The 24431-nt window shown below is 66.5% G+C and carries 21 protein-coding genes; 12 read left to right on the forward strand and 9 right to left on the reverse strand.

From position 1 onward, the window contains the following. The first annotated feature begins 195 nt into the window (after nt 1-195). On the forward strand, nt 196-1821 hold the full coding sequence (locus DND132_RS09275) for an FmdE family protein (RefSeq protein ID WP_014322469.1): 1626 nt from the start codon (nt 196-198) through the stop codon (nt 1819-1821). Between the two features lie 88 nt (nt 1822-1909). Here the strand turns inward: DND132_RS09275 and DND132_RS09280 are convergent, their stop codons facing one another. The 3 genes from DND132_RS09280 to DND132_RS09290 all read right to left on the reverse strand — a co-directional run bounded on the left by DND132_RS09280 (nt 1910) and on the right by DND132_RS09290 (nt 5893). After that, complete coding sequence (locus DND132_RS09280; RefSeq protein WP_014322470.1) at nt 1910-2788, reverse strand: carbohydrate kinase family protein; 879 nt, start codon at nt 2786-2788, stop codon at nt 1910-1912. 2 nt (nt 2789-2790) lie between these two features. Then, on the reverse strand, nt 2791-4140 hold the full coding sequence (locus DND132_RS09285; RefSeq protein ID WP_014322471.1) for a tetratricopeptide repeat protein: 1350 nt from the start codon (nt 4138-4140) through the stop codon (nt 2791-2793). 127 nt (nt 4141-4267) lie between these two features. After that, nucleotides 4268-5893, reverse strand: coding sequence for a flagellar hook protein FlgE (locus DND132_RS09290; protein ID WP_014322472.1), 1626 nt, complete (start codon nt 5891-5893; stop codon nt 4268-4270). 321 nt (nt 5894-6214) lie between these two features. Between DND132_RS09290 and DND132_RS09295 the strand changes: the two genes are divergently transcribed. Continuing rightward, nucleotides 6215-6790, forward strand: coding sequence for an OmpH/Skp family outer membrane protein (locus DND132_RS09295; RefSeq protein WP_014322473.1), 576 nt, complete (start codon nt 6215-6217; stop codon nt 6788-6790). 75 nt (nt 6791-6865) lie between these two features. Here the strand turns inward: DND132_RS09295 and DND132_RS09300 are convergent, their stop codons facing one another. Further along, nucleotides 6866-7210, reverse strand: coding sequence for an Hpt domain-containing protein (locus DND132_RS09300; RefSeq protein ID WP_014322474.1), 345 nt, complete (start codon nt 7208-7210; stop codon nt 6866-6868). Between the two features lie 151 nt (nt 7211-7361). After that, on the reverse strand, nt 7362-8660 hold the full coding sequence (locus tag DND132_RS17655) for a hypothetical protein (RefSeq protein WP_014322475.1): 1299 nt from the start codon (nt 8658-8660) through the stop codon (nt 7362-7364). Nucleotides 8661-8961: 301 nt separating this feature from the next. On the opposite strand from DND132_RS17655, the gene DND132_RS09315 reads away from it, so the two are divergent. Continuing rightward, the gene (locus DND132_RS09315) at nt 8962-9453 is read left to right on the forward strand and encodes a 3D domain-containing protein (protein WP_014322476.1); all 492 of its coding nucleotides are present in this window, start codon (nt 8962-8964) and stop codon (nt 9451-9453) included. 385 nt (nt 9454-9838) lie between these two features. Here the strand turns inward: DND132_RS09315 and DND132_RS09320 are convergent, their stop codons facing one another. From DND132_RS09320 to DND132_RS09330, 3 genes are read right to left on the reverse strand one after another with little or no spacing between them, the layout of a single operon-like run. Further along, entirely contained in the window at nt 9839-10645 is an 807-nt protein-coding gene (locus DND132_RS09320) for a nitroreductase family protein (protein ID WP_014322477.1), read from the reverse strand. 55 nt (nt 10646-10700) lie between these two features. Then, a complete protein-coding gene (locus tag DND132_RS09325) occupies nt 10701-11264 on the reverse strand; it encodes a hypothetical protein (RefSeq protein ID WP_014322478.1) in 564 nt (187 codons plus the stop codon). A gap of 14 nt (nt 11265-11278) precedes the next feature. Next, nucleotides 11279-11689 (reverse strand): hypothetical protein, encoded by a 411-nt coding sequence (locus tag DND132_RS09330; RefSeq protein ID WP_014322479.1) that lies wholly within the window; start codon nt 11687-11689, stop codon nt 11279-11281. A gap of 159 nt (nt 11690-11848) precedes the next feature. Here DND132_RS09330 and DND132_RS09335 point away from each other — a divergent pair, with 159 nt between their 5' ends. From DND132_RS09335 to DND132_RS09345, 3 genes are all read left to right on the forward strand, one after another. After that, the gene (locus DND132_RS09335) at nt 11849-12307 is read left to right on the forward strand and encodes a hypothetical protein (protein WP_014322480.1); all 459 of its coding nucleotides are present in this window, start codon (nt 11849-11851) and stop codon (nt 12305-12307) included. Between the two features lie 8 nt (nt 12308-12315). Further along, on the forward strand, nt 12316-13101 hold the full coding sequence (locus tag DND132_RS09340; protein ID WP_014322481.1) for a GGDEF domain-containing protein: 786 nt from the start codon (nt 12316-12318) through the stop codon (nt 13099-13101). Nucleotides 13102-13230: 129 nt separating this feature from the next. Then, nucleotides 13231-15711: an EAL domain-containing protein gene (locus DND132_RS09345; RefSeq protein ID WP_014322482.1), complete on the forward strand. Its 2481-nt coding sequence runs from the start codon at nt 13231-13233 to the stop codon at nt 15709-15711. Nucleotides 15712-15824: 113 nt separating this feature from the next. Here DND132_RS09345 and DND132_RS09350 read toward each other — a convergent pair whose 3' ends face one another. Next, nucleotides 15825-16583 carry an RNA methyltransferase gene (locus DND132_RS09350; RefSeq protein ID WP_014322483.1) on the reverse strand — a complete coding sequence of 253 codons (759 nt, stop codon included), beginning with the start codon at nt 16581-16583 and terminating at the stop codon, nt 15825-15827. A gap of 326 nt (nt 16584-16909) precedes the next feature. Here DND132_RS09350 and DND132_RS09355 point away from each other — a divergent pair, with 326 nt between their 5' ends. The 6 genes from DND132_RS09355 to thpR all read left to right on the forward strand — a co-directional run bounded on the left by DND132_RS09355 (nt 16910) and on the right by thpR (nt 24304). Next, nucleotides 16910-17878: a TAXI family TRAP transporter solute-binding subunit gene (locus DND132_RS09355; protein ID WP_014322484.1), complete on the forward strand. Its 969-nt coding sequence runs from the start codon at nt 16910-16912 to the stop codon at nt 17876-17878. Between the two features lie 217 nt (nt 17879-18095). Continuing rightward, nucleotides 18096-20213, forward strand: a complete 2118-nt coding sequence (locus tag DND132_RS09360; RefSeq protein ID WP_014322485.1) for a TRAP transporter permease — start codon at nt 18096-18098, stop codon at nt 20211-20213. Between the two features lie 467 nt (nt 20214-20680). Then, nucleotides 20681-21697, forward strand: coding sequence for a TAXI family TRAP transporter solute-binding subunit (locus tag DND132_RS09365; protein ID WP_014322486.1), 1017 nt, complete (start codon nt 20681-20683; stop codon nt 21695-21697). Between the two features lie 277 nt (nt 21698-21974). Further along, nucleotides 21975-23294 carry a malic enzyme-like NAD(P)-binding protein gene (locus tag DND132_RS09370; RefSeq protein ID WP_014322487.1) on the forward strand — a complete coding sequence of 440 codons (1320 nt, stop codon included), beginning with the start codon at nt 21975-21977 and terminating at the stop codon, nt 23292-23294. A gap of 251 nt (nt 23295-23545) precedes the next feature. Beyond that, a complete protein-coding gene (locus DND132_RS09375; RefSeq protein WP_014322488.1) occupies nt 23546-23728 on the forward strand; it encodes a fructose 1,6-bisphosphatase in 183 nt (60 codons plus the stop codon). 3 nt (nt 23729-23731) lie between these two features. Next, complete coding sequence (gene thpR, locus DND132_RS09380; RefSeq protein ID WP_014322489.1) at nt 23732-24304, forward strand: RNA 2',3'-cyclic phosphodiesterase; 573 nt, start codon at nt 23732-23734, stop codon at nt 24302-24304. Nucleotides 24305-24431: the final 127 nt, after the last annotated feature.

The following is a 24431-nucleotide window of genomic DNA, read 5'->3' on the forward strand; positions in this document are numbered from 1 at the left end:
CACCGCCCGGACCGCCTTCCCGGCGCTGGCCCGGTCCGTCCCATACCTGTTCAGGCATTGTGCGGAAACGCGCAAGGTCGATCCGTGTTGCGCCAATGCCACGGGCATGGCATAGTGCCATTCCTTTTTCCGGCGGCAAATACGGGAAGGGGTCGGCGCGCCGCGCCGGGCACTCAATCGAACTGCGAGGCAAGCATGAACATCGGACAGTACACCTTTGAGGAATTCAAGCAAAAGGCCAAGGAATTTCACGGCTATCCCGCTCCGGGCCTGCTCATCGGCGGGTACATGGTGGAGGCGGCCAAGGCCCGGCTGCCCGAGGGCACCCTGTTCGAGGCCATGGTCGAGTCCGGCAAGTGCCTGCCCGACGCGGTCCAGCTCCTGACCCTGTGCTCCACGGGCAACAACTGGATGAAGGTCAAACTGCTCGGGCGCTACGCCGTGTCCCTGTACGACAAGTTCACGGGCAAGGGGTTCCGGGTGGCCATCGACCAGGAGAAACTCAAGCTCTGGCCCGAGATCCACGACTGGTTCATGAAGGAGAAGCCGAAGGCCGAGCAGGACACGGAACGGCTCTTCCGCGAGATCGAGGAGGCCGGGGACACCATCTGCTCCATCCGGCCCGTGACCATCGCCAAGAAATACCTCGGCCACGGCCACATGACCACCATCGACGTCTGCCCGGTCTGCGGCGAGGCCTACCCCAGTTCGGACGGCTCCATCTGCCGGGGCTGCCAGGGCGAGGCCCCCTATGAATCCATGGAGGGGGCCGTCTGCGCCGACGACGCCCCGGACCTCAAGGTCATGCCCGTGGAACAGGCCGTGGGCCGGAAGGCGGTCCACGACATGACCGGCATCCGGCCCGGCGAGTCCAAGGGACCCATCACCAAGGCGGGCGACATTCTCGGCATCGGCGACGTCTGCCGGTTGCAGCGCATCGGCAAGTTCAACGTCTACGACGCCGAGGCCATCCCCGGCGACGAGTGGGTCCACGAGAACGACGCGGTCAAGGCGTTCGCGAAACGCATGGCCGGGCCGGGCATCACCTATGACGCCGATCCCGAGGAGGGCAAGATCAACTTCTTCGCCGACCGCGACGGCATGCTGTCCATCGACCTGGACGCCCTCTCCCGGTTCAACCTCTCCCCGGACGTCATGCTGGCCACCCGGCACGACGGCTCGCTCATGCCCAAGGGCAAGGGCGTGGCCGGGACCAGGGCCATCCCCCTGTACATCTCCCGCGACCGGTTCTCGCGCGCCCTGACCGCGCTGGGCGAGGGCCCGGTCCTGTCCGTGCTGCCGCTCAAGGCGGCCAAGGTCGGCATCCTGGTCACCGGCACCGAGGTCTTCCAGGGGCTCATCGAGGACAAGTTCATCCCGATCATCTCGTCCAAGGTCATCAAGCTCGGCTGCACCGTGCACATGACCGACATCGTGCCGGACGAGCGCGAGGCCATCACCAACGCGGCCAAGGCCATGCTCAACGGCGAGTGCGATCTGATCGTGACCACGGCGGGCATGTCCGTGGACCCGGACGACGTGACCCGCGCGGCCCTGGTGGACGCCGGGCTGCACGCCGACCACTACGGCGTGCCCATGCTGCCCGGCACCATGACCCTGGTGGGCAAGCTCCGCAAGGCGGACATCATCGGGGTCCCGGCCTGCGCCCTGTTCTACAAGACCACGGCCTTCGACGTGGTCCTGCCCCGCGTGCTCGCCGGGCAGGAGCTGCGCCGCAAGGATCTGGCGCGGCTGGGCGAGGGCGGGTTCTGCATGAACTGCAAGACCTGCTCCTTCCCCAAGTGCCCCTTCGGCAAGTAGCCGGGACCGAACCCTTCACGCGAAAAAAGGCCGCCCTTCCGGGCGGCCTTTTCCGTCTTTTCCATACGGCGACGTCCGCCGACGCCCCCTAGTCCACGCGCAGCTTCTCGGGCATCTCGGGCATGGCGCCGGGCTGGCCGCAGACCCAGGCCGCCACCCTGGCGGCATGGCGGTTGATGCGGTCCAGGGGCCATCCCTTGAGGCGGCCGAGGACCAGGGCCGCAGTGAAGGCGTCGCCCGCCCCGATGGTGTCGACCACGTCCACGGGCTCGCCGGGCAGGTCGGAAACCTCGTCCGGGGCGAGCAGCAGGCTGCCCCTGTCGCCACGCGTGAGGACCGCGAGGCCGAGCCCGTGCCGCTCCATGAGCGCGTGCAGGGCGGGCCGCTCGCCGCGCGGCAGGTCGAACAGCCGGGTCACGGTGTCGAGCTCCGCGTCGTTGATCTTGAGCACGTCGGCCGCGTCCAGGGAGGCGGCGATGCGCTCCGGGGTGTAGAAATCCTGGCGCAGGTTGATGTCGTAAACCTTGAGGGCCTTGTCCGCCCCGGCCAGGAAGCGGTGGATCGCCTTGCGCGAGACCTCGGCGCGCTGGGCCAGGGTGCCGAAGCAGACCGCGTCCGCGTTGGCGGCCAGGGTCAGGGCGGCCTTGTCCAGGGTCAGGAAATCCCAGGCCACGTCGTCGGGAAAGACGTAGGTGGCCACGCCGTGGGCGTCCACCCGGGCGTCCACCGTGCCCGTGGGATGGTCCGGGTCCAGGGACACGGCGTCGATGTTCAGCCCCCGGCAGACAAGCAGGGACAGGGCCTCGCGGCCCAGGTCGTCGTCGCCCACCCTGGACACGGGCACCCCGGCCCCGCCCAGGGCGTTGACGTGATAGGCGAAGTTGGCGGGCGCGCCGCCCAGCAGGCGGCCCTGCGGCAAGACGTCCCAGAGAATCTCCCCCAGTCCCACGGCGAGTATCGGCTGCATGGCTACCCCGCTTGCTCCACGATCCGTTTGAGACGCGCCAGGGCCCGCTCGCGCAGGGGCGAGGCCGAGGACGCGGTCCGTTCCAGAAAGGCGATCAGATGGTCCAGGGCCTCCCCGCTCAGGGGGCGGTCCGGGCCGAGCCACTCCTCCCAGGCCTCGAACCCGCGCTCGAAGCAGTCCAGGGCCTCCGCCTCCCGCCTCCGTTCATCCAGGAACAGGGCCAGGTCGCACAGAGCCCGGCCGGTCTCGGGATGGTCCTGACCGAAGACGCGGCTGCGGACGTCCACCCCGGCGCGGAAATGGGTCTCGGCTTCGTCGTCCCGGCCCAGCCCCCGGCAGAGACGCCCGACCAGGTCGTGGGCCGCGGCGGTCTCGGGATGGTGCCCGCCGTACAGGTCCGTGGTCAGGGCCAGGCAGTCCTGGGCCAGACGCAGCCCCTCGGCGGACCGGTCGAGCGCATCCAGGAGCAGGGCCTTGTCGTGCAGGCAGGCGGCCCGGGCCGGACCGCGCTCCTCGCCCGCCGCGCGGAGCACGTCCAGGCAGCCGTCCAGGGCGGCTTCGGCCCCGGCCGCATCGCCGCGCTCCCAGAGAACCAGGGCCAGGCCGTTCAGGACCGGGGCCGTGGCCGGATGGTTGGCGGTAAAGATCTCGCCCTGCAGGTCCAGGCAGGCCCGGAAGGCCGCCTCGGCCCGGACCAGGTCCCCTCCGGCCCGGTAGACCGTGGCCAGCCCCTCGAGGTCGGCGGCGATATCCGGGTGATGGCCGCCCTTGACGGCCACGTCCACGGCCATGGCCGCCTCCAGGAGCTCTGCGGCCTCCCGGTGGCGGCCCTGGAAATGGAGGGAGAAGCCCGCCTGGTGCAGGACCCGGTTGGCGGCGGCCGTGGGCACGCCGGGATCAACGGCCAGGTCGCGGCAGGCCAGGACGTGGGGCAGGAGCCACTCGGTCAGGGGCCAGTTCTGCGGGTCCGCGTCGGGCAGGGACAGGTTCAGGGCGTAGACGGCCCGCCCGGCCCACTCGGCCGTCTGCTCGCGGTCGAGCCCGGCGCGCAGGGCCGCGCGCACGTCCCCGGGCAGGGCAAAGGCCTGTTCGTCCGCGTCCGCCTCCACCAGTCCCCGGTTGACCAGGGGGTCCATGATGGCCGTGGCCGCGAAAAAGGCGGCCGCCGGATTGACCAGGGCCGGGTTGTGCGGGGTGCCGTCCACGGACAGGACGAAGTCGTAGGGCAGGGGGGAGTCGGCCAGCATGGCGGCCATGTACAGGGTCTCGGCCCCGCCGGGGGCCTCCCGCTCCACCTCCCGGACCAGGTCCAGGATGGCCCCATGGGTGCGGGCGTCGGATGTCTCCGTCACAACGTGCTCCTTGGTTGGAAATCCTGATCTGCCTATCCGGTTTGCCGGGGGAATTCAAGGCGGCGCGCGAAAAAGGGCGCTGCCCGGACCGGCCGGACAGCGCCCCGGAAGGCTCGGATGACTCCGCCTAGCGCTTGATGGAGATGAGCGTGTTCAGCATGGAATCCGCGGTGGTGATGACCTTGGTGTTGGCCTGGTAGCCGCGCTGGGTCAGGATCATGTTGGAGAACTCCGTGCTCATGTCCACATTGCTCTCCTCCAGGGAGTTCTGGTTGATGATCCCGCGCCCCCGGTCCCCGGCCGTGCCGACCATGGCCGTGCCCGAGGCCTCGGTGGCCACGAAGTTGGTCCCGCCGTCGCGCCTGAGCCCCCACGGACTGTTGAACTTGTAGACCGCCACCTGGTACAGCTCCTCGGTCTGTCCGTTGGTGAAGTGGCCGCTCAGGATGCCCTCCTCGTCCACGCTGACGTAGTTGAGGTAACCCCAGGTATAGCCGTCCTGGATGTTGTACAGGGTGGCGGACGGCAGGTCGTAGCTGGTGGTCACGCGGGCGTCGCGGTTGGTGGCGTCCAGGCCGGGGAGCGCGTTCACATTGGTGCCCACGGCCGCCGCGTTGCTGGCCCCGCCCGTGGTCCAGGAGGCGGTGTCGGAATTGATCCCGAAATCGTAGGCGATGGTCGAGACCCCGCCCGTGGCCGCGCCGTTGCTGCCGAAGAGGTAGTTGAACTGCGGCAACCCGTCGTCGCTGAAGGTGGCCGGGACCCAGGAGGACAGGCTGGTGCCGCCCGCCGCCGAGGTGCCCGCCGGGTCCAGGGTGAAGGCGGACTGGTCGATGAGCGCACCCTGGGCGTTGAAGGTCAGCACCCCCAACCCCGCCAGACCGGCCGCCGAAGTGCCGAAGGCCGCGGACGCGTCCGAGTCCTCGGGCATGGCGATGAGATATTCCCAGTAGGAGTAGCCGGGCACGGCGTTGGACAGGTTGGTGGTCTCCACCGGGTCGAAATAGATGTTCATCTCGTAGCTGTTGCCGTCCTCGTCGTACACGTCGATGGCCGTGGAATACTGCGGCAGGCCGTCGCCGAAGGGCGAGGCCGCGTTGCTCTGGTTGGCGGTGTACGCCTCCAGCATGGCGAAGAACGGGTTGTCCTCGTTGGAGATCTGGCTGGCGGCCGAATGGTCGAGCCGGGTGACGACCTCCACCGAGGTGGTGGCGAAGGGCTGGGAGCGGACCACGCGGGCGGTCTGGCCGTCCACGTCGACGTCCTCGTAGGGCAGCTGCACGTCGGACACGGCGGTGGCCCACTCGCCGGTCTCCCGGTCGTAGGCGAAGCCCTGGAGCCGGTACCCCTCCGAGTTGACCAGGTAGGCCTCGTTGTCGAAGCGGAAATCCCCGGCCCTGGTGTAGTGCGACGCCCCCCGGATGGTCCCCGAGGGGTCGTTGACCCCGAAGAACCCCTGGCCCGAGATGGCCAGGTCCGTGGCCTCGGTGGTCTCGGACAGGGCGCCCTCGGTGAAGATGCCCCGGATGGCGGACACGGCCACGCCCATGCCCATCTGGTTGATGCGCACGTCGCCGTTGTCGTACAGGGCGCCGCCCGTGGCCACCTGCTGGCTGATGAGGTCGCCGAACAGGATGTCCGAGCGCTTGTAGCCGATGGTGTTGACGTTGGCCAGGTTGTTGGCCAGGACCGACATGCCCTGGCTGTGGGCGATCACGCCGGTGGCGCCCACGTACATGCTTCCGAAACTCATACTTCCTCCGATCCGGCGCGGGCCGGATGCGCGGGAACCGCCGGGATACCCATTCCCGGCAAGAAATTCCCAAGTCCTTCTCGGAAACATTAAGAGCAAGGGACGTGCCACAGAGAAAACTTTATCTTTCCGAAGGGAAAGCCCGGCCGGGGCGCGGCACATCCTGCCGGACGCCCGGTCCCCATGCCGCGAGGCCCGGCCGGACGGGACCGGACGGACCGGGGCCGAACATGTTTCCCTTGCCAGATACCGGCGCCGCGCGTAGTCTTGCGCGACTTTGCGATCAGAGTGACAGCAAACGAAACTAATGGAGATATAGTAATGAAACGGATTCTTCCCCTGCTCTTCGTCGCCCTCCTGGCCCTGGGACTGAGCGCCTGCAACCAGGAGCCGTCGGCCAAGATCGGCATCGTGGACGAGGCCGCCGCCTTCAAGGACAACAAGCTGGCCACCGAGGCCATGGCCCACCTCCAGGAGATGGGCAAGCCCCTCCAGGAAAAGGCCGAGGCCGCGTACAAGGCCATGCAGGCCAACCAGACCGAAGAGACCGTGGCCGCCTACAAGCTGGCCATGGGTGAACTCCAGAACACCATGACCGCCGAGCAGCAGCGCATCGTCGGCATGGTCGACGCCAAGTTCAACGAGGTCCTGGAGACCTACCGCAAGGAAAAGGGGCTGACCGCCATCCTGAGCAAGCAGGCCGTGATCGCCTCCGACGATGCCGTGGACATCACCAAGGACATCGTGGCCGCCATGAACAAGGTCACCATGGACTTCTCCCTGCCCGAGGCCCCCAAGGCCGAGGCTCCGGCCCCGGCGGCCGAACAGGCCGCTCCGGCGGCTGCGCCCGCCCCGGCTCCGGCAGCGGACCAGGCCCCGGCCAAGGCCGCGGAATAGCCCACCCCGACACGCCACAAAAAAAGGCCTGTCCACCCCACGGTGGACAGGCCTTTTTCCGTTCCGGCACACGGCTCAGCCGAGGTTCCGGAAATCGAGCATGCGTTCCCTGGCCATGTCCAGCTTGCCGGTGAACGCGTCGAGCTTTTCGCGGACCCGGTCCAGGTTCCCGTCCCGCCCGGCATATTCCATTTCCAGGGCCAGCCCGACCAGGACGTCGGCGCGGACCACGCCGCACATGCCCTTGAGCGAGTGGGCCAGCTTGGTCGCCTGGACCGCGTCCCCGCCGTCCAGGGCCTCGATCAGCTCGGCCACGCGCCTGGGGCAGTCCTCGAGAAAGGCGTCGATGAGTTCCACGCCCAACTCCCGGTCGTGGGCCAGACTGGCCAGAAACTGCTGGCTGTCGAACAAATCCCGCATGATACTTCCCCTTCCCTTGCAAGTCCCCATGCGCGTTTCAACGTACCATCCGTGAATGGGCTTGGAAAGGGATTTCCGGGACATGCGGGGGACGAGGACGGCAATTTTGCCCAAAAACCGGGCTGGATCGCCGAAAATCGCGCCTTTCGGTCTACAGACAGGTGCAGGACCCGCCGGACAGCCGGTCCCAGCGTCCCTGGCGGAAGGCGAGCAGGATCTCCTGCACGGTGCGGTCCCGGCAGCCGCGCAGGCACAGGCGGACCGCCTGGTGCCGGAACCCCTCGGCCACACGCCGGGCGTGGGAGCCGTGGGAACGCACCCAGACGTCGGCCTCGGGCGCGACGGAGCGGATGCGGCCGTAGGCCTCCTCCCCGCCCAGGCCGCCCAGCTGCGGGGCCGCCACCACCGTGGGACGGGTCAGGGCCAGGGTCCCGCGCCGCCCCAGGAACGAAAGTTTGGATTCGCCGCACAACAGCGCGCCGCACTCGGCGTCGCCGTAGCGGAAGACCAGGCCGGACGCGGACGCCCCCAGCCGCCTTACCGCCTGGAACACGGCCGGGGCCGACACGCGGGCCGGTGCGCCCTCCCCCCGGCCGGGCCGGACCGGATCGGAAACGCCTTCCCGGCCTTCCGGGACGGGCAGGCCGTTCAGGCACATGACCGGATGCCGGGGCACCAGACGCTCCTCGAGCCGCCCGGTCTGCCGGAACCAGCGCACCCGGACCCCGCCCCGGAACAGCAGTCCCTGGACCGCCACGGCCAGGGCCAGGACGCCCGCCATCTCGCGGGCCGCCGCGTGCGTGGACACGGCCAGCCCCTCGGCCCGGCAGGCCAGCAGCCGGGCGCAAAGCACGGCCCGCGTACCGGGGTCCACGTCAGCGGCGCGGCTCAGGCCGTCCAGGCAGAGGGACAAAAGCTCGCCGCCCCCCCGGTTCGCGGTCCCGGCCAGGAGCATCTCGGTGACCGAGGCAAAGGCGGACTCCGGCGTGAGGGGCCGGGGCCGGACCGGCAACCGGCCCGTGCACGCGGCCGCCCCGAGCAGGGCCATGGTCGCGCCCGCGCTCAGGTCCCCGCCGCCCACCGGAGGCAGGGTGTCGGGCACGGGAAAGGACGCCTCCACGGGCACGGGCCAGCCGCAGCGGACCAGCCAGTCCGGGAAGCCGCCGTCGAACGCGCCCGCCGCCCCGGCCAGGTCGAGCAGCCCCTCGGGCAGCCAGTACTCCCCCACCGGGTAGTCGGCGTCCATGAGATCCAGGATGCCGCCCAGCCGCTCGGGCGACGCGGACGTGCACACCGCCGCCCGAATCCTGCCCACCCGCCGCTCGCGCAGCAGGCGGGGCAGTCGCCCGGTCAATCCGCCCCCGTCGAAGAGATAGGCACCACGCCGCGTGGACAACAGGCAGGCCTCGCCCCGGTCCACCGGGAGCACTCTGAATAGCGTCGAATCCATTTGTTTCCTTGATGAAATGAGATTACCGCCAGAATTTCGATTCCACTATATTCAAAGCGGTTTTCTATATCAAGAAATAATTTTATGGAAAAAATGCACCCTGCCGCAACAGGCTGTTTTTCCTGGTCTCTCTTTTGACACATGCGAGGAATCGAAAGAGCGATATTCAAACTTTTCCCATTAATTCAGCATATTGTACGTGACGGGTCCGGGTCTTGCACCGGAAAGACTTAGGCGTTGACAAGGTTTTGACCGATCATTATATGCCTCGGACCTGAAAACGACAACGGAGCAATCCTGTATGCGAATACTCTTCAATTACACGATCACCCCGGTCCTGTGCGCGGCCCTGGTGATCATGGCCGTGGTGGTCGTCGTCAAGCAACAGAAGATCGACGACCTGTCCCACCGCCTGGTACTGGCCCAAAAGACGGCCGAAGCGCGCAAGGTCATGGTCGAGGAGGTCCGCCTCCTGCAAAAGGCCAAGATGTCCCCGGTTCGCACGGTGACCGTGACCGCCTACAATCCCTCCACCGACCAGTGCGACGACGACCCGCTCATGGCCGCGTCCATGCGCAAGGTCCGCACCGGCACCATCGCGGTATCCCGCGACCTCTTCGACCAGGGCTGGGTGTTCGGCCGCAAGGTCCGCATCGAGGGCCTCGGCATCTTCGAGATCAACGACCTCATGAACAAGCGCTATCATCAGCGCATCGACATCTTCATGTGGGACGAATCCCAAGCCCGCGAGTTCGGGCGCAAGAACATCAAGGCGGCGCTGCTCGATATCTAGCCCGAGCGGCTGCGGAAGTAAGGGCCCCGTACGGGGCCTTTTTCATTTCTTGCGCCCGAAACAACAGCGGCTCGGGAGAGCCGCTGTTCGGGGCTCCGCCCCGAAAACGCACCAAAGAAAAAGGCAAGTGCCCTGCTCGACACATGGTCGGGCAGGGCACTTGTTTTTTGCAAGGTGTACGCACCACATAATATGAAGGGGATCGGAGCGATTCTCTTCTCCCCGCCGCACTTCCGGCCTCGGGATAGGCTTTCGAGAGTGGTGCAGCTGTGCATTTTCTTCCTGGGGGCTTTCACCGCAGCGTATTGCGGCATACGTGAGGATGAAAGCCCCCTGGAAAAAATGTGCAGATGCGCCGCTATCGGAAGCCGCCTCCCGTCCCTAACTACTCCAGCCAATCGATCTCGACGGTCTTCCTGGTCGGTATCCGCTTGTAGCGGTACTTCGGATAGCCGAGCATCAGCGCGGCGTACACCCCGTGTCCTTCCGGGATGCCCAGTTCCCTGCGGATGTTGCAGCAGCCCTCGGCGACCTCCATGAGAAAGCCGGCCCAGCAGGCGCCCAGGCCGTGGGCGTGGGCCGCGAGTTCGAGGTAGGCGGCGGCCAGGGCGCAGTCCTCGGCCGGGTTGAAGCCGTCCTCCGGGGCGTGGGCCACGGCCACGTGGGGCGCGCCGTGCAGGATCTTGTCCACGCCGCGCGCCCAGTTCTTGACCACGCCGGGCATGATGGAGTTGGTGGCCATGTACTCAACGGTCATGCCCGCCAGCCGCCGGGTGGCCTGGGGCGTGCGGGTCACGATCCAGTGGGCGGGCTGGCCGTTCTTGGCGCTGGGCGCGAACGCGGACACGGAGAAGAGGTGGTTGAGGACCTCCTCGGGCACGGGCTTGTCCCGGTAGGTGCGCACCGAGCGCCGCCCGGCCAGGAACTGGTCGGCCTGGGCCGGGGTCAGCTTCAGGTCGCGGTCGAGGGCGACGCACTGGGCCGGGGCCAGGCCCGGGGTCACGGCGGGCATCTCGGGCAGGGTCACGGCCCCCACCGGGCAGACCGCCACGCAGTGGCCGCAATTGATGCAGGTTTTTTTGGCGGCGGGTCGGAGCTTGGGAAAGCCCTCGCGGTCCTCGACGATGAGGTCGAAGGGACACTCGTCCAGACACGCGCCGCAGCGCTTGCAGATATCCTTGTCGGCAAACATGTGTGCTCCTCGGGGGGGCTGCCCGGCGGACCGGGGAAAATCGGGCGGAACCGGGCTACTTCCTCGCGGCCTCGGCAATGGCCGGGATGGCCTCGTACATGACCCCGCGCAGGGCCTCGGCCAGGATGTCGGCCTCGGAGGAATAACCGGGCACGACCACGTCCTCCACCTCGCTGGTGTACTTCTCGGTGTACACGGTCTCGTCCTCGCGCATGACCTTGATGCGCACCGAGACGCGGCCCTTGTAGGTGGTCACGCCGGTCTGGTTCAGGGTCAGCTCCAGGACCTCGCCGGTGACGACCAGCTTGTCGTCGGGCGTGAGGGTGGCGGTCCGGTACTTGGGCTTGCACCCGGCGTTCTCCAGCTCGTCGAACAGGGCCCAGCCCACCCACTCGGCCACGTCGGACAGGGTGGTGATGGTCTCCTTGTCCGTGGTCTTGCCCAGGGCCGAGGCGGGCCGCTTGTCCTCGAAACGGTAGACCGTGATCTCGCCCACGCACGGCGTGTCGGTGGAGATCAGGGCGTATTTCAGCTTGACCGCGTTGCCCGCCGCGCATCCGGCGGTCAGCAGGGCCAGGGCCAGGACCGGAAGCACCAGCCGTTTCATATATGTCTTCATCGCGTTCATCTCCATCAGATTTGGTCGCCCGTGGCGGGCGGTTCCTCGGTTGCCGGGGGCGTGTCGTCCAGCTGGGACTCCATCTTGTCCAGGAGCTTGCGGGTCAGTTCCATGAGCCGGTCGAGATTCTCACCCACGAAGCTCTTGGCCTTGGCGTCCAGTTCCTCGTCGGAGGGGGCGGCGCCGGACCCGGCGTCCCCGCCGTCCCCGGAACGATCCTTGTCCGCTTCGAGCAGGGCGCGGATGTCCTCGAGGTTCCCGCGCACGCGGGCCAGTTCCTCGCGCAACGCTTTGTCGCGCGCGGCGGCCTCCTGCTCCAGGGACTTGACCTGGGCCTCCAGCCGATCCACGCGCTCCGCATCGGGACCGGGTCCCGAGCAGGCGAACAGGGCCAGAACCAGGGCGAGTGCAGCCAATCGTTTCATGGGCGCCTCCTTCGCATGGCTTCCGATACCACAACCCCTCGCGGGCTGACAATGCGCAAGGACGGTCCCGGACGGCCATCCCGCTCCTTGCCTTTCGCCCGTAAATCCGTACAATGCGTTCACGGTTGCTTCCATATCCGCAGAGAGACGACATCGGCAATGAACACACTGCGCGCCCTGACATTCCTGATCGTCCTGGCGGCCGCGGCCATCCCGGCCATGGCCTCCGACTACGCCCAGGCCCCCCACCCCACCGGCTTCCGAGGCCTGGCCTGGGGCACTGCCCTGTCCGAGACCCAGGGGCTGGTCCCGGTGCAGGAGCCCGGCTTCGAAAACACCTACTTCAAACGCGACGAGCCCAAGACCTTCGGCAAGGCCGACATCCTGTCCGTGGCCTACTACTTCCGCCAGGACAAGCTCTACCGCGTGGGCATCGCCTTCAAGGGGCGGGTCAACCAGTTCTTCCTCAAGGACATGCTCATGCAGCGCTACGGCATGGGCCGGGGCATCGGCTTCCGCTACGGCTGGATGTGGCCCGATTTCTCCATCGAACTGAACTACGACAACGACAAGGACAGCGGCAGCCTCTACTACACCTTTGAAGGCGCCCTGCAATAATCCGCCCCATGGACCGTTCCGCCACCGCACGACCCACGGCGCGCCACAAGGCGCTGTACGCCTTGAGCGTCGCGGCCCTGGCCCTGCTCCTGTGCGCCTGCTTCGGGGTGGTCTACAGCCTGCGCCTCCATCCGGACGCGGACCGCGACCGGCTCCTGCACCTGGCCTACCTGTGCATGGCGGGTGGGTTCCTGGTGCTCGCGGCCCAGGGGCTGCTGGTCTTCAAGAAGATTCTGGCCCCCATGGGCCGGGACGCGGCCCGCGCCGACGAACTGGCCGAGCTGGTGGAGCGGCTGGCGGTCCTGGACTCCCTGACCCAGGCCTACAACCGGGGCAAGTTCGAGGAGATCATCACCCGGGAGCTGGACAACGTCCGGCGCTACGGCCTGGACCTGTCCGGAATCATGCTCGACGTGGACGGATTCCGGGCCATCAACCAGCTCCACGGCTACTACGCCGGCGACCGGTTGCTGGCCAACCTGGCCCACTACCTGGACGCCCAGCTGCGCAGCAACGACTTCCTGTTCCGCTGGCACGGCGGCAAGTTCATCATCCTCTGTCCGCACACGGACATCGACCGGGCGGCCATCGTGGCCGAGAAGATCCGCATGCTCGTGGGGCACAAGCTGTTCGGCGGCAAGGTCCGCATGTTCCTCTCCCTGGGCGTGGTCCAGGCCGAGGAGGAGGACACCGCCGAGACCCTCATGCAGCGGCTCCAGGCGGGCCTGGCCGCGTCCAAGAACGGCGGCCGGAACCAGGTCACCGTGGTCCGCGTCCCGCTCTTTTCCTACTGACCCGGACCCCGTCCGGGGGCGGGTCCGAAGCCTTGGGAACAGTCGCGCCATCCCATTTCCTTTTTTCCCGGTTCTACGCTATATGGTGAGGGCGATAATCAGACACTCCGAACAGGACGGCCCGCAACCATGGCGCAGGACAAGACCACCCACTATCTCAAATACGCCCCCACCAGGGTCCTGCTCCCCTCGGCCCTGATGCTTCTTCTCTTCGCCGGTTCCATCTTCCTCTACCTTCTGCCCTCGGTGGAGACGGCCCTGCTCGACGCCCAGAAGGAAAAGGTCGTGGAGATCACCGACACCGTGGTCGGCACCCTGGTCCACCTGAACGACATGGCCGAGCGCGGCGAGATATCCCTCGACTACGCCCACCGGCTGGGCGCGGAGTTCGTCAAGACCACCCGCTACGGCCCGGAGGCCAAGGCCTATTTCTGGATCACGGACCTGACCCCGCGCATGATCATGCACCCCTACCGGCCCGACCTGGACGGCCAGGACCTGACCGACTACCGGGACCGCGAGGGCAAGCGGATATTCATGGAGTTCCTGCACGCGGCCCGGCGCAACCAGGACGCCTTCGTGGACTACTACTGGCAGTGGCAGGACCAGCCCGAGCGCATCGCCCGCAAGCTCTCCCACGTGCGTCTGTTCGCCCCCTGGGGCTGGGTTATCGGCACCGGCCTGTACACCGACGACGTGCATGCCGAAATCGGCGTGTACCGCAACCACGTGGCCCTGATCTTCCTCGGCATCCTGCTGGCCAGCGCCCTGCTCTCCCTGTACGTGGTCCGCCAGGCGGGCATGACCGAAATGAAGAAGGCCCAGATCCAGGGCCAGCGGGAAAAACTGGTCCGCGTGCTCCAGGAGAGCGAGGAGCGCTACCGGACCATCGCGGACTTCGGCTACGACTGGGAGATATGGATCGGTACGGACAACTCCATCCACTACTGCTCCCCGGCCTGCCAGCGGATCACCGGGTACCCGCCCGAGCGGTTCTTCGAGGACCCCGGCCTGGTCCGGGAGATCATCATCAACGACGACCAGGACGCCTGGGACGCCTATCTGGTGGAGGCCGACTCGGACCGGGGCGACTCGCTCGACTTCCGCATCCTGACCGCGGACGGCAAGGTCCGCTGGCTCGGCGTGGTCGGCCGGTCCGTGTCCGGCATCGGCGGCAAGCCCCTGGGCATGCGCCTGAGCTTCCGCGACATCACCGACCGCAAGACCATGGAGGAACAGCTCCGCCACCAGGCCCTGCACGACCCCCTGACCAACCTGGCCAACCGGACCCTGTGCCTGGACCGACTGGGCCAGGCCATGCGCCGGGCCAAACGGCGCGAGAACTACTTCTTCGCGGTGGTCTTCCTGGACCTCGACCGCTTCAAGATCATCAACGACTCCCTGGGCCACCGCTTCGGCGACATGGTCCTGGCCGAGACGGCCATCCGGCTGTCCGGCGAGATGCGCGGCCTGGACACGGTCTCCCGGTTCGGCGGGGATGAGTTCGTCCTGCTCCTGGACGAGCTGTCCAGCCCCGGCGAGGCCATCCGGATCATCAAGCGCGTGCGCGAGCGGCTGTCCGAGCCCTTCCGCTTCAACGGCAACGAGGTCCAGACCACGGCCAGCTTCGGCATCGTCCTGAGCCCCGTGGTGGACGGCAAGGCCCCGGACGTGCTGCAACACGCCAACATCGCCATGCACCGCGCCAAGGAGGCCGGACGCAACCGCTTCAAGGTCTTCACCGAGCGCATGCTCGAGACCGCCGTGGACCAGCTGACCCTGGAGAACGACATGCGCCGGGGGCTGGCCAACGACGAGTTCCACGTGGTCTACCAGCCGATCATGGACCTGAACGGCTCGGACGTGGTCGGCTTCGAGGCCCTGGCCCGCTGGGACCACCCGGACCGGGGGGCCATCCCGCCCGCCGAGTTCATCCCCATGGCCGAGGAGTCCGGGCTGATCGTCGAGCTGGGCGAGTGGGTCCTGCAACAGGCCCTGCGCACCCTGGCCGGGTGGCGCAACGACACCCCGGGCGTGGACGACATCTTCATGTCCGTGAACCTGTCGAGCAAACAGTTCGCCCGTATCGAGCTGGACAAGATCGTGGTCCGGACCCTGGAGCGGTACGGCCTGCCCCCGTCCTGCCTCAAACTCGAGATCACCGAGTCCTCCATCATGGGCAACCCGGAATCCTCCCTGCGCATCCTGAACCGGCTGCGCAAGGCCGGGGTGCGCTTCTCCATCGACGACTTCGGCACGGGCTACTCCTCCCTGTCCCAACTCCAGCAACTGCCCGTGGACACCCTCAAGGTGGACCGGACCTTCATCTCGCGCATGCGCACCGACCCGGAGAACATGGAGATCGTCAAGGCGGTCATCGCCCTGGGCCACTCGCTGGACCTGAACGTGGTCGCCGAGGGCGTGGAGAACCCGGAACAGCTCTGCTCCCTGCTCAACCTGTCGTGCAACTGCGTCCAGGGGTTCTACTTCCACGAGCCCATGAACGCGGCCCTGGCCCGTGAGATGCTCCGGCAGCGCACCGCCCGGACCGCCGAGGAGACACGAGAAAAGGTTGAGGCCGCCCGGCGCGACTGCAAGCCCGACGAATAGTCCGCCCCCCTCCACCCGCCTATCGTCCGCGCCATCGTCCGACGCGAAAAAGGCCCTGTCCGGCAACACCGGGCAGGGCCTTTTCGGACGGCGCGGGCCGCGTCCGGGACGGACTACTTCGCGCCGCCACCGGCCTGGGGGCCATACTTGTCCACGAACCAGCGCACCTGGCGGCAGACGCCCATGAGCAGGTTGAACTCGTTGCGCTTCAGGTTGATCTTGCTGAAGAAACGGCGCACCGGGAGCATCCAGTAGTCCGGGTTGTCGTCCTTGAGAAAGTCGATGGCCAGCAGGGTCTCCTGGAGGTTGCCGAACAGGGCCTCCTGCTCCTTGATCGTGGTCGGGCGCTCCTCGGGCGGGCCGTCCGGCACGAAGGGACCGGCCAGCGAGCGCTTGAAGCACTCGTACAGGACCACGACCACGGCCTGGGCCAGGTTCAGGGAGGTGTCCTCGCGGCTGGTGGGGATGGTCACCAGCCCGGAGCAGACCGAGGTCTCCTCGTTGGTCAGCCCCTTGTCCTCGGGGCCGAAGACCACGGCCACCCGGCCGCCGGTGCGCAGCCGGTCGTCCACCACGTTCGCCAGGGTCTCGGGGTTCATGATCCCCTTGCGCCAGCCTCCGGTGCGGGCCGTGGTCCCGAAGACGGCGGTGCACCCCTCCACGGCCTGGGCCAGGGTGTCCACGATACGCGCGGACGTGAGGATGTGCCGGGCATGGGCCGTGGCCAGGGGCAGGGCCTTGTCCATGTTGAAGTTGTAGGGATCGACCACCACCAGCCGCGACACGCCCATGTTCAGGCAGGCGCGGGCCGCGGAACCGATATTCTCCGGGTATTTGGGGCGGAACAGGACCACCACGAGTTCATCCAGCATGGCACCCTCCTTGGGCGTTGACGACGAGGCATGTACCACACCCCCCAGGGATGTCAAAACACCCGTCGCGCCCCGCGGGAGCCCCCGTGCGCCGGGGGTTCCCGCCTCCGGAAACATAAGAACCGGTTATGTAAAAGATAATTAATTCAAGCAGTGAGAGTGGCCTCACCGGAGAATTGCGTTGAAATATTTGTCATTCTGTGCAACAAGGGGATACCGGGTGGAATAGTCTTCCCCCCGGGGGTGTGTTTTGCCGCCCATGCAATGTGGGCACGGCGAAAAAAGTTGCGGTCCTTATTAACTTCTGTGGTTCCTTAGGAGGAAACATGAAACGGATCTACATCCTGGCCCTTGCCATTGCCGTATTTTTCGGCATGTCTTTCGACGCGCAGGCCAAAAAGCGCTATGTCTTCGGCGGCGGTCCGGCCGGCGGCACCTTCCAGATCGTGGCCAACGCCATCCAGGTCTTCGCCCCCATCAAGGACAACCCCAACTTTTCCATCAAGGCCCAGTCCTCGGGCGGCTCCACCGAGAACCTGCGCACGGTCAACGCGGGCCGCTGCGCCTTCGGCACCGTGTACGCTGGCGAGGTCTACCTGGGCCGCAACGGCAAGCTGACCGGCGACCCGAACAAGTACGAAAAGGTCCTGACCGTGGGCTACCTCTACGGCGCGCCCGCCCAGCTGGTCATCCGCAAAGGCTCGGGCATCAAGTCCGCCAAGGACCTGGCCGGCAAGAAGGTCGGCGTGGGCAACGCCGGTTCCGGCGCCTTCGCCAACTGCGAGCGGTTCTTCACCCACCTGGGCATCTGGGACAAGATCGAGCGCAACGCCATGGGCTACAACGACGCGGCCCAGGCCTTCGGCAACGAACAGCTCGACGCCTTCTGGCTGCTGACCGCCTATCCGTCCGGGGCCGTGATCATGGCCGCCCAGACCAACGACATCGACCTGGTGGATGTCGGGGCCGACGCGCAGAACTCCGGCTACTACGAGGCCTATCCCTACTTCGGCAAGCTGACCATCCCGGCGGGCACCTACCGCGGGGTGGATCACGACACCCCCTCCTTCTTCGATTCCGCGCTGCTCGTGGCCAACGCCGACGTGCCGGCCGAGGACGTGTACCAGCTCCTCAAGGCCATCTGGTCCGAGGAAGGCCTGAAGCACATGGTCGAGCAGAAGAAGACCTTCAAGGCCATGAGCGTGGCCGACGGTCTCAAGGGCGTGAATCCGGCAGCGACTCCCCTGCACCCCGGTGCGGAGAAGTTCTGGAAGGAAATGGGCGTCCTGAAGTAGGCCCCCGCTCCCGACATCGTGCACGGGCGGGCCGCACGGCCCGCCCGCACCGCGCGTTCCCGGCGGACTCCGGTCCCCGCCGGGCCCGCGCGCAGGAAACCGATCCGCCCCGCACGGCCCGGCCGGTCTTCGGTCACGGCCCTCCGGCCCCCGGCCCGTGCGCCCGGCGCGACACATTTTTCAACCCCCGCCCCCAGCGGGCGGCCGAGAGCGCGCAATGTACGACAAATTAAACAAATTCGAACGGTTTCTCTTCGACTTCCTGTCCGTGGCCATGGTCCTGTTCTACTCCTGGTCGGCCATCTTCGAACCGGCGGCGACCCAGTACCACCGGGGCGTCTACGTGATCATTACGTACATCCTCGTCTTCCTGCTCTACAAGTCCAGGAGCCGGATCATGCGCGTGGTGGACTACCTGCTCATGCTCGCCTCCCTGACCTCCGTGGGCTACTGGATCCTGAACTTCGAGGTCATCAACTACCGCATCGGCCGGGAGGACGACTGGGACAAGGCCATGGCCATGATCGGCGTGCTGATCGGCATCGAACTGGCCCGCCGGGTGGTCGGCAACGTCTTCGTCATCATCGGCGTGCTCATGCTCCTGTTCGGCATGTACGGCGCGCACATGCCCGAGCTCATCGCCCACGCGGGCGCGAGCTTCCCGGACCTGTGCACCTCCATCTTCTACCGCTCGGACGGCGTGTTCGGCATCATGGCCAACGTGCTGGCCACCTACATCATCCTGTTCGTGCTCTTCGGGGCCTTCCTGGAGCAGTGCGGGGCACAGCGGTTCTTCATCGACTGGCCGCTGGCGGCCGTGGGCCACAAGATCGGCGGCCCGGCCAAGGTCTCGGTCATCGCCTCGGGCCTGTTCGGGTCCATCTCGGGCTCGGCCATCGCCAACACCGTGTCCACCGGCTCCTTCACCATCCCGATGATGAAAAAGGCGGGCTTCAAGCCCCACGTGGCCGGCGGCATCGAACCCGCCGCCTCCATCGGCGGCATGTTCATGCCTCCGATCATGGGCGCGGGCGGGTTCATCATGGCCGAGATGACCGGCCTGCCCTATTCGCAGATCATGCTCATCGCCATCTTCCCGGCGTTCATGTACTTCTTCTCCGTGTTCGTCATGGTCCACTACGAGGCCAAGAAAGAGAACATCGTGGGCGAGCGGTACAAGGAAAACGCCATGACCATCTTCAAGCGGGAATGGCTCTACACCCTGCCGCTCATCGGCATCACCATCTTCATGCTGGCCGGCTACTCGCCGGGCTATTCGGCCATCGTCGGCCTGGCCATCTGCATCGGCCTGTCCTTCAAGGACGACACCCAGCGCATCGATCCGACCCTGCTCATCGTCATGGCCTTCATGGTCGTCTGCCCCTGGCTGGTCAAACTGGTCGGCCTGGTGGGCGGCAAGGAGGCGGCCACGGCGCTGCGGCCGTTCATGTCCGGCCGCATCCTCATGCTCTACGGCCTGATCGCGGCCGCCGCGTTCTTCTTCTACCGGAAGAAGAGCCGGTTGGACGACAGCGGCCAGACCTTCGTCGTGGTCGCCACGCTCATGGGCGTCTCCATCCTGATGACCCTGGTCCACACGGTCCCGGCCATGATCAGCCCGGAATTCGCCAAGTCCTTCAACGCGATATTCAACAAGGAAATAATCCTCCTGGTCGGTCTGCTGATCGCCGCGGCGGTCTTCGCCTATCCCAGGGGCGAACGGAACGAACTGCACGGGTTCGTCGTCGCGTCCCGCATGGGCACCATCAACTCGCTCAAGATCGGCGCCACCGTCGGCGTCATCGGCATCATCATCGGCGTATTGACCTACTCCGGCCTGGTGCTGACCTTCGCCGACATCGTCATCGAGCTGGCCCACGGCAACCTGATCTACACCATCCTGCTCATCGCCCTGGCCTCGCTGATCCTCGGCATGGGCGTGCCCGTCACCGCCGCCTACCTGATCACCGCCGTGGTCGCGGTCCCGGCCCTGACCCACCTGGGGGTCAACGAGGTCGCCGCGCACATGATCGTCTACTGGCTGTCCCAGGACTCCAACATCACCCCGCCGGTCTGCATCGCCGCCTTCGCGGGCGCGACCATCGCCGGGGCCAACATGTGGCGGACCGCGTTCACCTCGTTCAAGTTCGCTAAATTCCTCTACCTGGCGCCGTTCCTGTTCGCCTACATCCCGGCGTTCTCCCTGGACGCCTCCGTGCAGCAGATCGTCATCTGGTTCGCCGTCATCACGGTCATCGTCTACGTATACGCCTGGTTCATGAGCTTCATCTGGTTCAAGCCGCTGAAGCGCCTGCTCGGCCTGGCCCCGGCCTGACCGTAACCCACGCAATCACCCCGCAAGGGGCGGCAAGCCGCCCCTTGCGGGATGCCCCCTGGCCCCCCCACCCCCTCTCTCACCATCCCAAACTTTTTGGCGCCGCTTCGCGGGGGGTGTACTATTTAGTAAAATTACATTTTTTACACCACCGTTCCGGCACGCCGCCAACACACCGCCCCCCGCGTTCGCACGGCCCTGCCGAAGGCACACAAAAAGTTTGGGAGGGTCCAGGGAACCCTTTTCAAAGGGTTCCCTGGTCTCCCCGAAGGGGCCGCCGGAGGCATCCCCTTCGCTCCGCTCCTCGCCCCCCCACCCCTGACCTGCCCGGCGGACTGTCGCGAGGGATTATTATTTGCATACGCAGGGGCGTGGTGCGTTGTATTCGCGGACGACGTGTGGCAAAAAGTCGTTCAAACCGGACGCTGCGCCCGACGCGGCGTGAATCCCTCGGTTGCGGAGGTCTGATGTCCCGCCTGGCCGTCATCCTGATTTCGTTGTGCTGCCTGGCCGTTTTCGCGGTCACGGACTGCGCGTGGGACATGCCGGGCGAGGCGCACGCGACGCAACCCGCCAAGGTTCGGACCCTGTTGTTCAACGGCGGTCCGCGCGGCGGGACCTTCAACCACTTCGCCAACAAGATGGCGGCGGTCATCAGCGAGGACGTGCCCGGCCTGGACGTGCTGGCGCGGCAGTCGAGCGGGAGCGTGGACAATCTCCTGGCCCTGTGCGCGGGCACGGCGGACATGGCCATCGCCAATGCGGGCGACGCCTTTCTGGCGCGCACGGGCAAGTTGAACTGCGCGCACAAGAAATACGCCGATGTTCAGGCCCTGGCCTACTTGTACGGAGCTCCGGCGCAGCTGGTGGTGCGTGCGGACTCGGCCATCCACACGGTGCTCGACCTGCGCGGCAAGGTCCTGGCGGTGGGCAATCCGGGCTCGGGCGCGGCCCTGTCGGCCGAGCGGTTCTTCCGCCACCTCAAGCTCTGGGGACGGATCAGGCATCGGTCCGTGGGCTATGCCGAGGCGGCGGCGGACTTCGCCTCGGGCGCGGTGGATGGGTTCTGGGTCCTGGCGGGCGTGCCCAACACGGCGGTCATCGAGGCGGCGGCGGGCGTGCCGGTGCGGCTGCTCGACCTGCACCAGGCGGCCACGGTCTCGAGCTTCTACCAGCTCTATCCCTTCTACTCGCAGGCGACCATCCCGGCCGGGACCTATACGGGCCAGGACGAGCCCGTGCAGACCTTCCAGGACGCGGCCCTGTGGTGCGCGCGCACCGGGCTGGACAGCCGGATCGTGTACGACAGCCTCAAGGCGGTGTTTTCCGAAACCCGGCTCGAAGAGCTGCGCCAGGCCCACGGCGCGGCCCGGGACATGTCCCTCAAGACCGGCATCCGCAGCCTGTCCATCCCCCTGCACCCCGGCGCGGTCCGCTTCTGGGACGAGCACCGGGTGGAGATTCCGCCCATCCTCATGCCCTAGGTCCTATTTTTTCCCCGACCCGTTCGCAGGGGGAAACGGCCCAACCGGCTGATTTGACTGGACGCTCAACCAGACCCCCCGCAATGACCCGCAAACCCTTGCCGTGCAAGGAGAGATACTGCTTGACGGAAATTGAAAAACCCCCGTACCAATGGTCAACTGTATTGCGGTCACACCAGTCTGTCGGGAGGTTTCCGGTCACGGGCCGCGCCGGTCCGTGGGCCACTTTTCCGCTCTTCAACGACTGGGCCATAACTGAATCAAGGGAGGCCTGATCATGGCATTGTTCACCAAGGAAGAAGCGCTCAACTATCACTCCAGCAAACGCAAGGGCAAGCTGGAGGTCATCTCCATCAAACCGTGCAGGAACCAGAAGGACCTGTCCATGGCCTACAGCCCCGGCGTGGCCGAGGCCTGCCGCGCCATCCACGCGGACACGGAAAAGGTCTACGACTACACCAACAAGGGCAACCTGGTGGCGGTCGTGTCCAACGGCACCGCCGTGCTCGGCCTGGGCAACATCGGGCCCGAGGCGGGCAAGCCGGTCATGGAGGGCAAGGGCGTCCTGTTCAAGATATTCTCCGACATCGACGTCTACGACCTGAACATCAGCGCCAAGACCCCGGACGAGGTGGTCGCCTTCTGCAAGCTGCTGGAGCCGACCTTCGGCGGCATCAACCTGGAGGACATCAAGGCCCCCGAGTGCTTCGAGATCGAGACCCGGCTCAAGGCCGAAATGGGCATCCCGGTCTTCCACGACGACCAGCACGGCACGGCCATCATCTCGGCGGCGGGCATCATGAACGCCCTGGAGATCTCGGGCAAGAAGATCGACGAGATCAGGATCGTGGTCTCGGGCGCGGGCGCGGCGGCCATCGCCTGCTCCAACCTGTACGTGCACATGGGCGTCAAGCGCGAGAACATCTTCATGTTCGACTCGCGCGGCCTGATCCACGCCGGGCGCACCGATCTGAACGAGTTCAAGCAGGCCTACGCCCAGACCGAGAACAAGGGAACCCTGGCCGAATGCATGGTCGGGGCCGACATGTTCCTGGGGCTGTCCGTCAAGGACGCCATCAACCAGGACATGGTCAGGACCATGGCCGACAACGCCATCATCTTCGCCTGCGCCAACCCGGACCCGGAGATCACCTACGAGGCGGTCAAGGAAGTGCGCCCGGACATCATCATGGGCACGGGCCGGTCCGACTTCCCCAACCAGGTCAACAACGTGCTCGGCTTCCCGTTCATCTTCCGGGGCGCGCTCGACTGCCGCGCCAAGACCATCAACGAGGAGATGAAGATCGCCGCGGCCGAAGCCCTGGCGCGCCTGGCCAAGGAGCCGGTCTCCCAGGACATCTGCGACGCCTTCGGCGTGGACAAGCTCGAGTTCGGCATCAACTACATCATCCCCAAGCCGCTGGACCCGCGCGTTCTCACCTGGCTCGCCCCGGCCGTGGCCAAGGCCGCCATGGACACCGGCGTGGCCCAGATTCAGCTGGACCTCGACCAGTACGCCAAGGACCTCGAAGCGCGCATGATCGCCTCCAAGGCCCGCACCAAGCTCGTGGTCGATTCCTTCGGGTACGACATCTAGTTGAACCAACGCTTCATATAATTAAGGCCGGACAACTTGCCCGGCCTTTTTTTTGGAATAGCGGATGCCGCTGCGCGGCGATTGTTGGATGATTTCGCCTCCGCCGGGCAGCACCAGCTCTTGGCGAGTCTTCAAGCCTTAGAGATGACAGCCGCGATAGGGTTCGCACCCTTGCATCCCGTTTATACGCCCTGTCGGGCGCGGAGAGCACGCGCGTTGCGCTGGGGGGAGTTGTCCTCTATGCTTTGCATATGGACGAAACCACCATTCAAGAACTGCGCGAACTGGCCGAACAAAACGGCATCGACCCGGACCAGTTGCTGGCCATCGGCGAAACCGACGGGCTGGACCCGGAGCTGCGCCGGGCCGTGGCCGACATCCTCGGCGACGTCACCCTGTTCGGCCAGGCCCTGGACGGCCTGGACCACGACTAGACCATGCCCAGACTGTTCATCGGCATAGGCTTGCCGGACACTTACCGGCAATCGCTCAACGCCCTGACGAAGTGGCTTTCCAAACTTACCGATGCCAGCGTCAACTGGTCCCGGCCCGACACCTGGCACCTGACGCTGAAGTTCCTGGGCGAGACCGAGGAGGCGCGCATTCCGGCCATCCGGGAGGCGCTGGCCGCCATCCATTTTCCCGCCTTCCCCGTGCAGGCCGGGGGCACGGGCGCGTTCCCGGACGCGAAACGCCCCAAGGTCCTCTGGCTCGGCCTGGTCCAGGGCGGGGAGCAGACCGCGACCCTGGCCCGGTCCATCGAGGACGCCTTGACGGCCATCGGCATCCCGCGCGAGAAAAAGCCCTTCCGCCCGCACCTGACCCTCGGCCGCATCAGAAAACCCGCCCCCGGCGACTGGCAACCCATCCTCGACGCTGCGGCCGCACAGGAATGGCCGCCCTTCACCGTCCCCCACTTCACCCTCTGGCAGAGCGTACTCACCCCGGAAGGAGCCATCCACACCCCCCTGGCCGCATTCCCCGCCCAACAAGTTCAACCTCCGCTTTAAAAACGACCAAAAGCGCACGCGCCCACGCGGACGCACGCCCCTGCCGAAGGCACATAAAAAGTTTAGGAAGGAAGAGAGGATGGGGGTCCGGGGGAAGGGGAGAAGGGAACCCTTTTCTCAAAGGGTT

Origin of the sequence: Pseudodesulfovibrio mercurii, assembly GCF_000189295.2 — a bacterium.
Lineage (GTDB): Bacteria > Desulfobacterota > Desulfovibrionia > Desulfovibrionales > Desulfovibrionaceae > Pseudodesulfovibrio > Pseudodesulfovibrio mercurii.

Bases quoted from the DNA above. Each gene is read 5' to 3' on its own strand.
- DND132_RS09275 (WP_014322469.1), top strand. From the start codon at position 196: ATGAACATCGGACAGTACACCTTTGAGGAATTCAAGCAAAAGGCCAAG.
- DND132_RS09280 (WP_014322470.1), bottom strand. From the start codon at position 2,788: ATGCAGCCGATACTCGCCGTGGGACTGGGGGAGATTCTCTGGGACGTC.
- DND132_RS09290 (WP_014322472.1), bottom strand. From the start codon at position 5,893: ATGAGTTTCGGAAGCATGTACGTGGGCGCCACCGGCGTGATCGCCCAC.
- DND132_RS09295 (WP_014322473.1), top strand. From the start codon at position 6,215: ATGAAACGGATTCTTCCCCTGCTCTTCGTCGCCCTCCTGGCCCTGGGA.
- DND132_RS09300 (WP_014322474.1), bottom strand. From the start codon at position 7,210: ATGCGGGATTTGTTCGACAGCCAGCAGTTTCTGGCCAGTCTGGCCCAC.
- DND132_RS17655 (WP_014322475.1), bottom strand. From the start codon at position 8,660: ATGGATTCGACGCTATTCAGAGTGCTCCCGGTGGACCGGGGCGAGGCC.
- DND132_RS09315 (WP_014322476.1), top strand. From the start codon at position 8,962: ATGCGAATACTCTTCAATTACACGATCACCCCGGTCCTGTGCGCGGCC.
- DND132_RS09320 (WP_014322477.1), bottom strand. From the start codon at position 10,645: ATGTTTGCCGACAAGGATATCTGCAAGCGCTGCGGCGCGTGTCTGGAC.
- DND132_RS09325 (WP_014322478.1), bottom strand. From the start codon at position 11,264: ATGAAGACATATATGAAACGGCTGGTGCTTCCGGTCCTGGCCCTGGCC.
- DND132_RS09330 (WP_014322479.1), bottom strand. From the start codon at position 11,689: ATGAAACGATTGGCTGCACTCGCCCTGGTTCTGGCCCTGTTCGCCTGC.
- DND132_RS09335 (WP_014322480.1), top strand. From the start codon at position 11,849: ATGAACACACTGCGCGCCCTGACATTCCTGATCGTCCTGGCGGCCGCG.
- DND132_RS09340 (WP_014322481.1), top strand. From the start codon at position 12,316: ATGGACCGTTCCGCCACCGCACGACCCACGGCGCGCCACAAGGCGCTG.
- DND132_RS09345 (WP_014322482.1), top strand. From the start codon at position 13,231: ATGGCGCAGGACAAGACCACCCACTATCTCAAATACGCCCCCACCAGG.
- DND132_RS09350 (WP_014322483.1), bottom strand. From the start codon at position 16,583: ATGCTGGATGAACTCGTGGTGGTCCTGTTCCGCCCCAAATACCCGGAG.
- DND132_RS09355 (WP_014322484.1), top strand. From the start codon at position 16,910: ATGAAACGGATCTACATCCTGGCCCTTGCCATTGCCGTATTTTTCGGC.
- DND132_RS09360 (WP_014322485.1), top strand. From the start codon at position 18,096: ATGTACGACAAATTAAACAAATTCGAACGGTTTCTCTTCGACTTCCTG.
- DND132_RS09365 (WP_014322486.1), top strand. From the start codon at position 20,681: ATGTCCCGCCTGGCCGTCATCCTGATTTCGTTGTGCTGCCTGGCCGTT.
- DND132_RS09370 (WP_014322487.1), top strand. From the start codon at position 21,975: ATGGCATTGTTCACCAAGGAAGAAGCGCTCAACTATCACTCCAGCAAA.
- DND132_RS09375 (WP_014322488.1), top strand. From the start codon at position 23,546: ATGGACGAAACCACCATTCAAGAACTGCGCGAACTGGCCGAACAAAAC.
- thpR (WP_014322489.1), top strand. From the start codon at position 23,732: ATGCCCAGACTGTTCATCGGCATAGGCTTGCCGGACACTTACCGGCAA.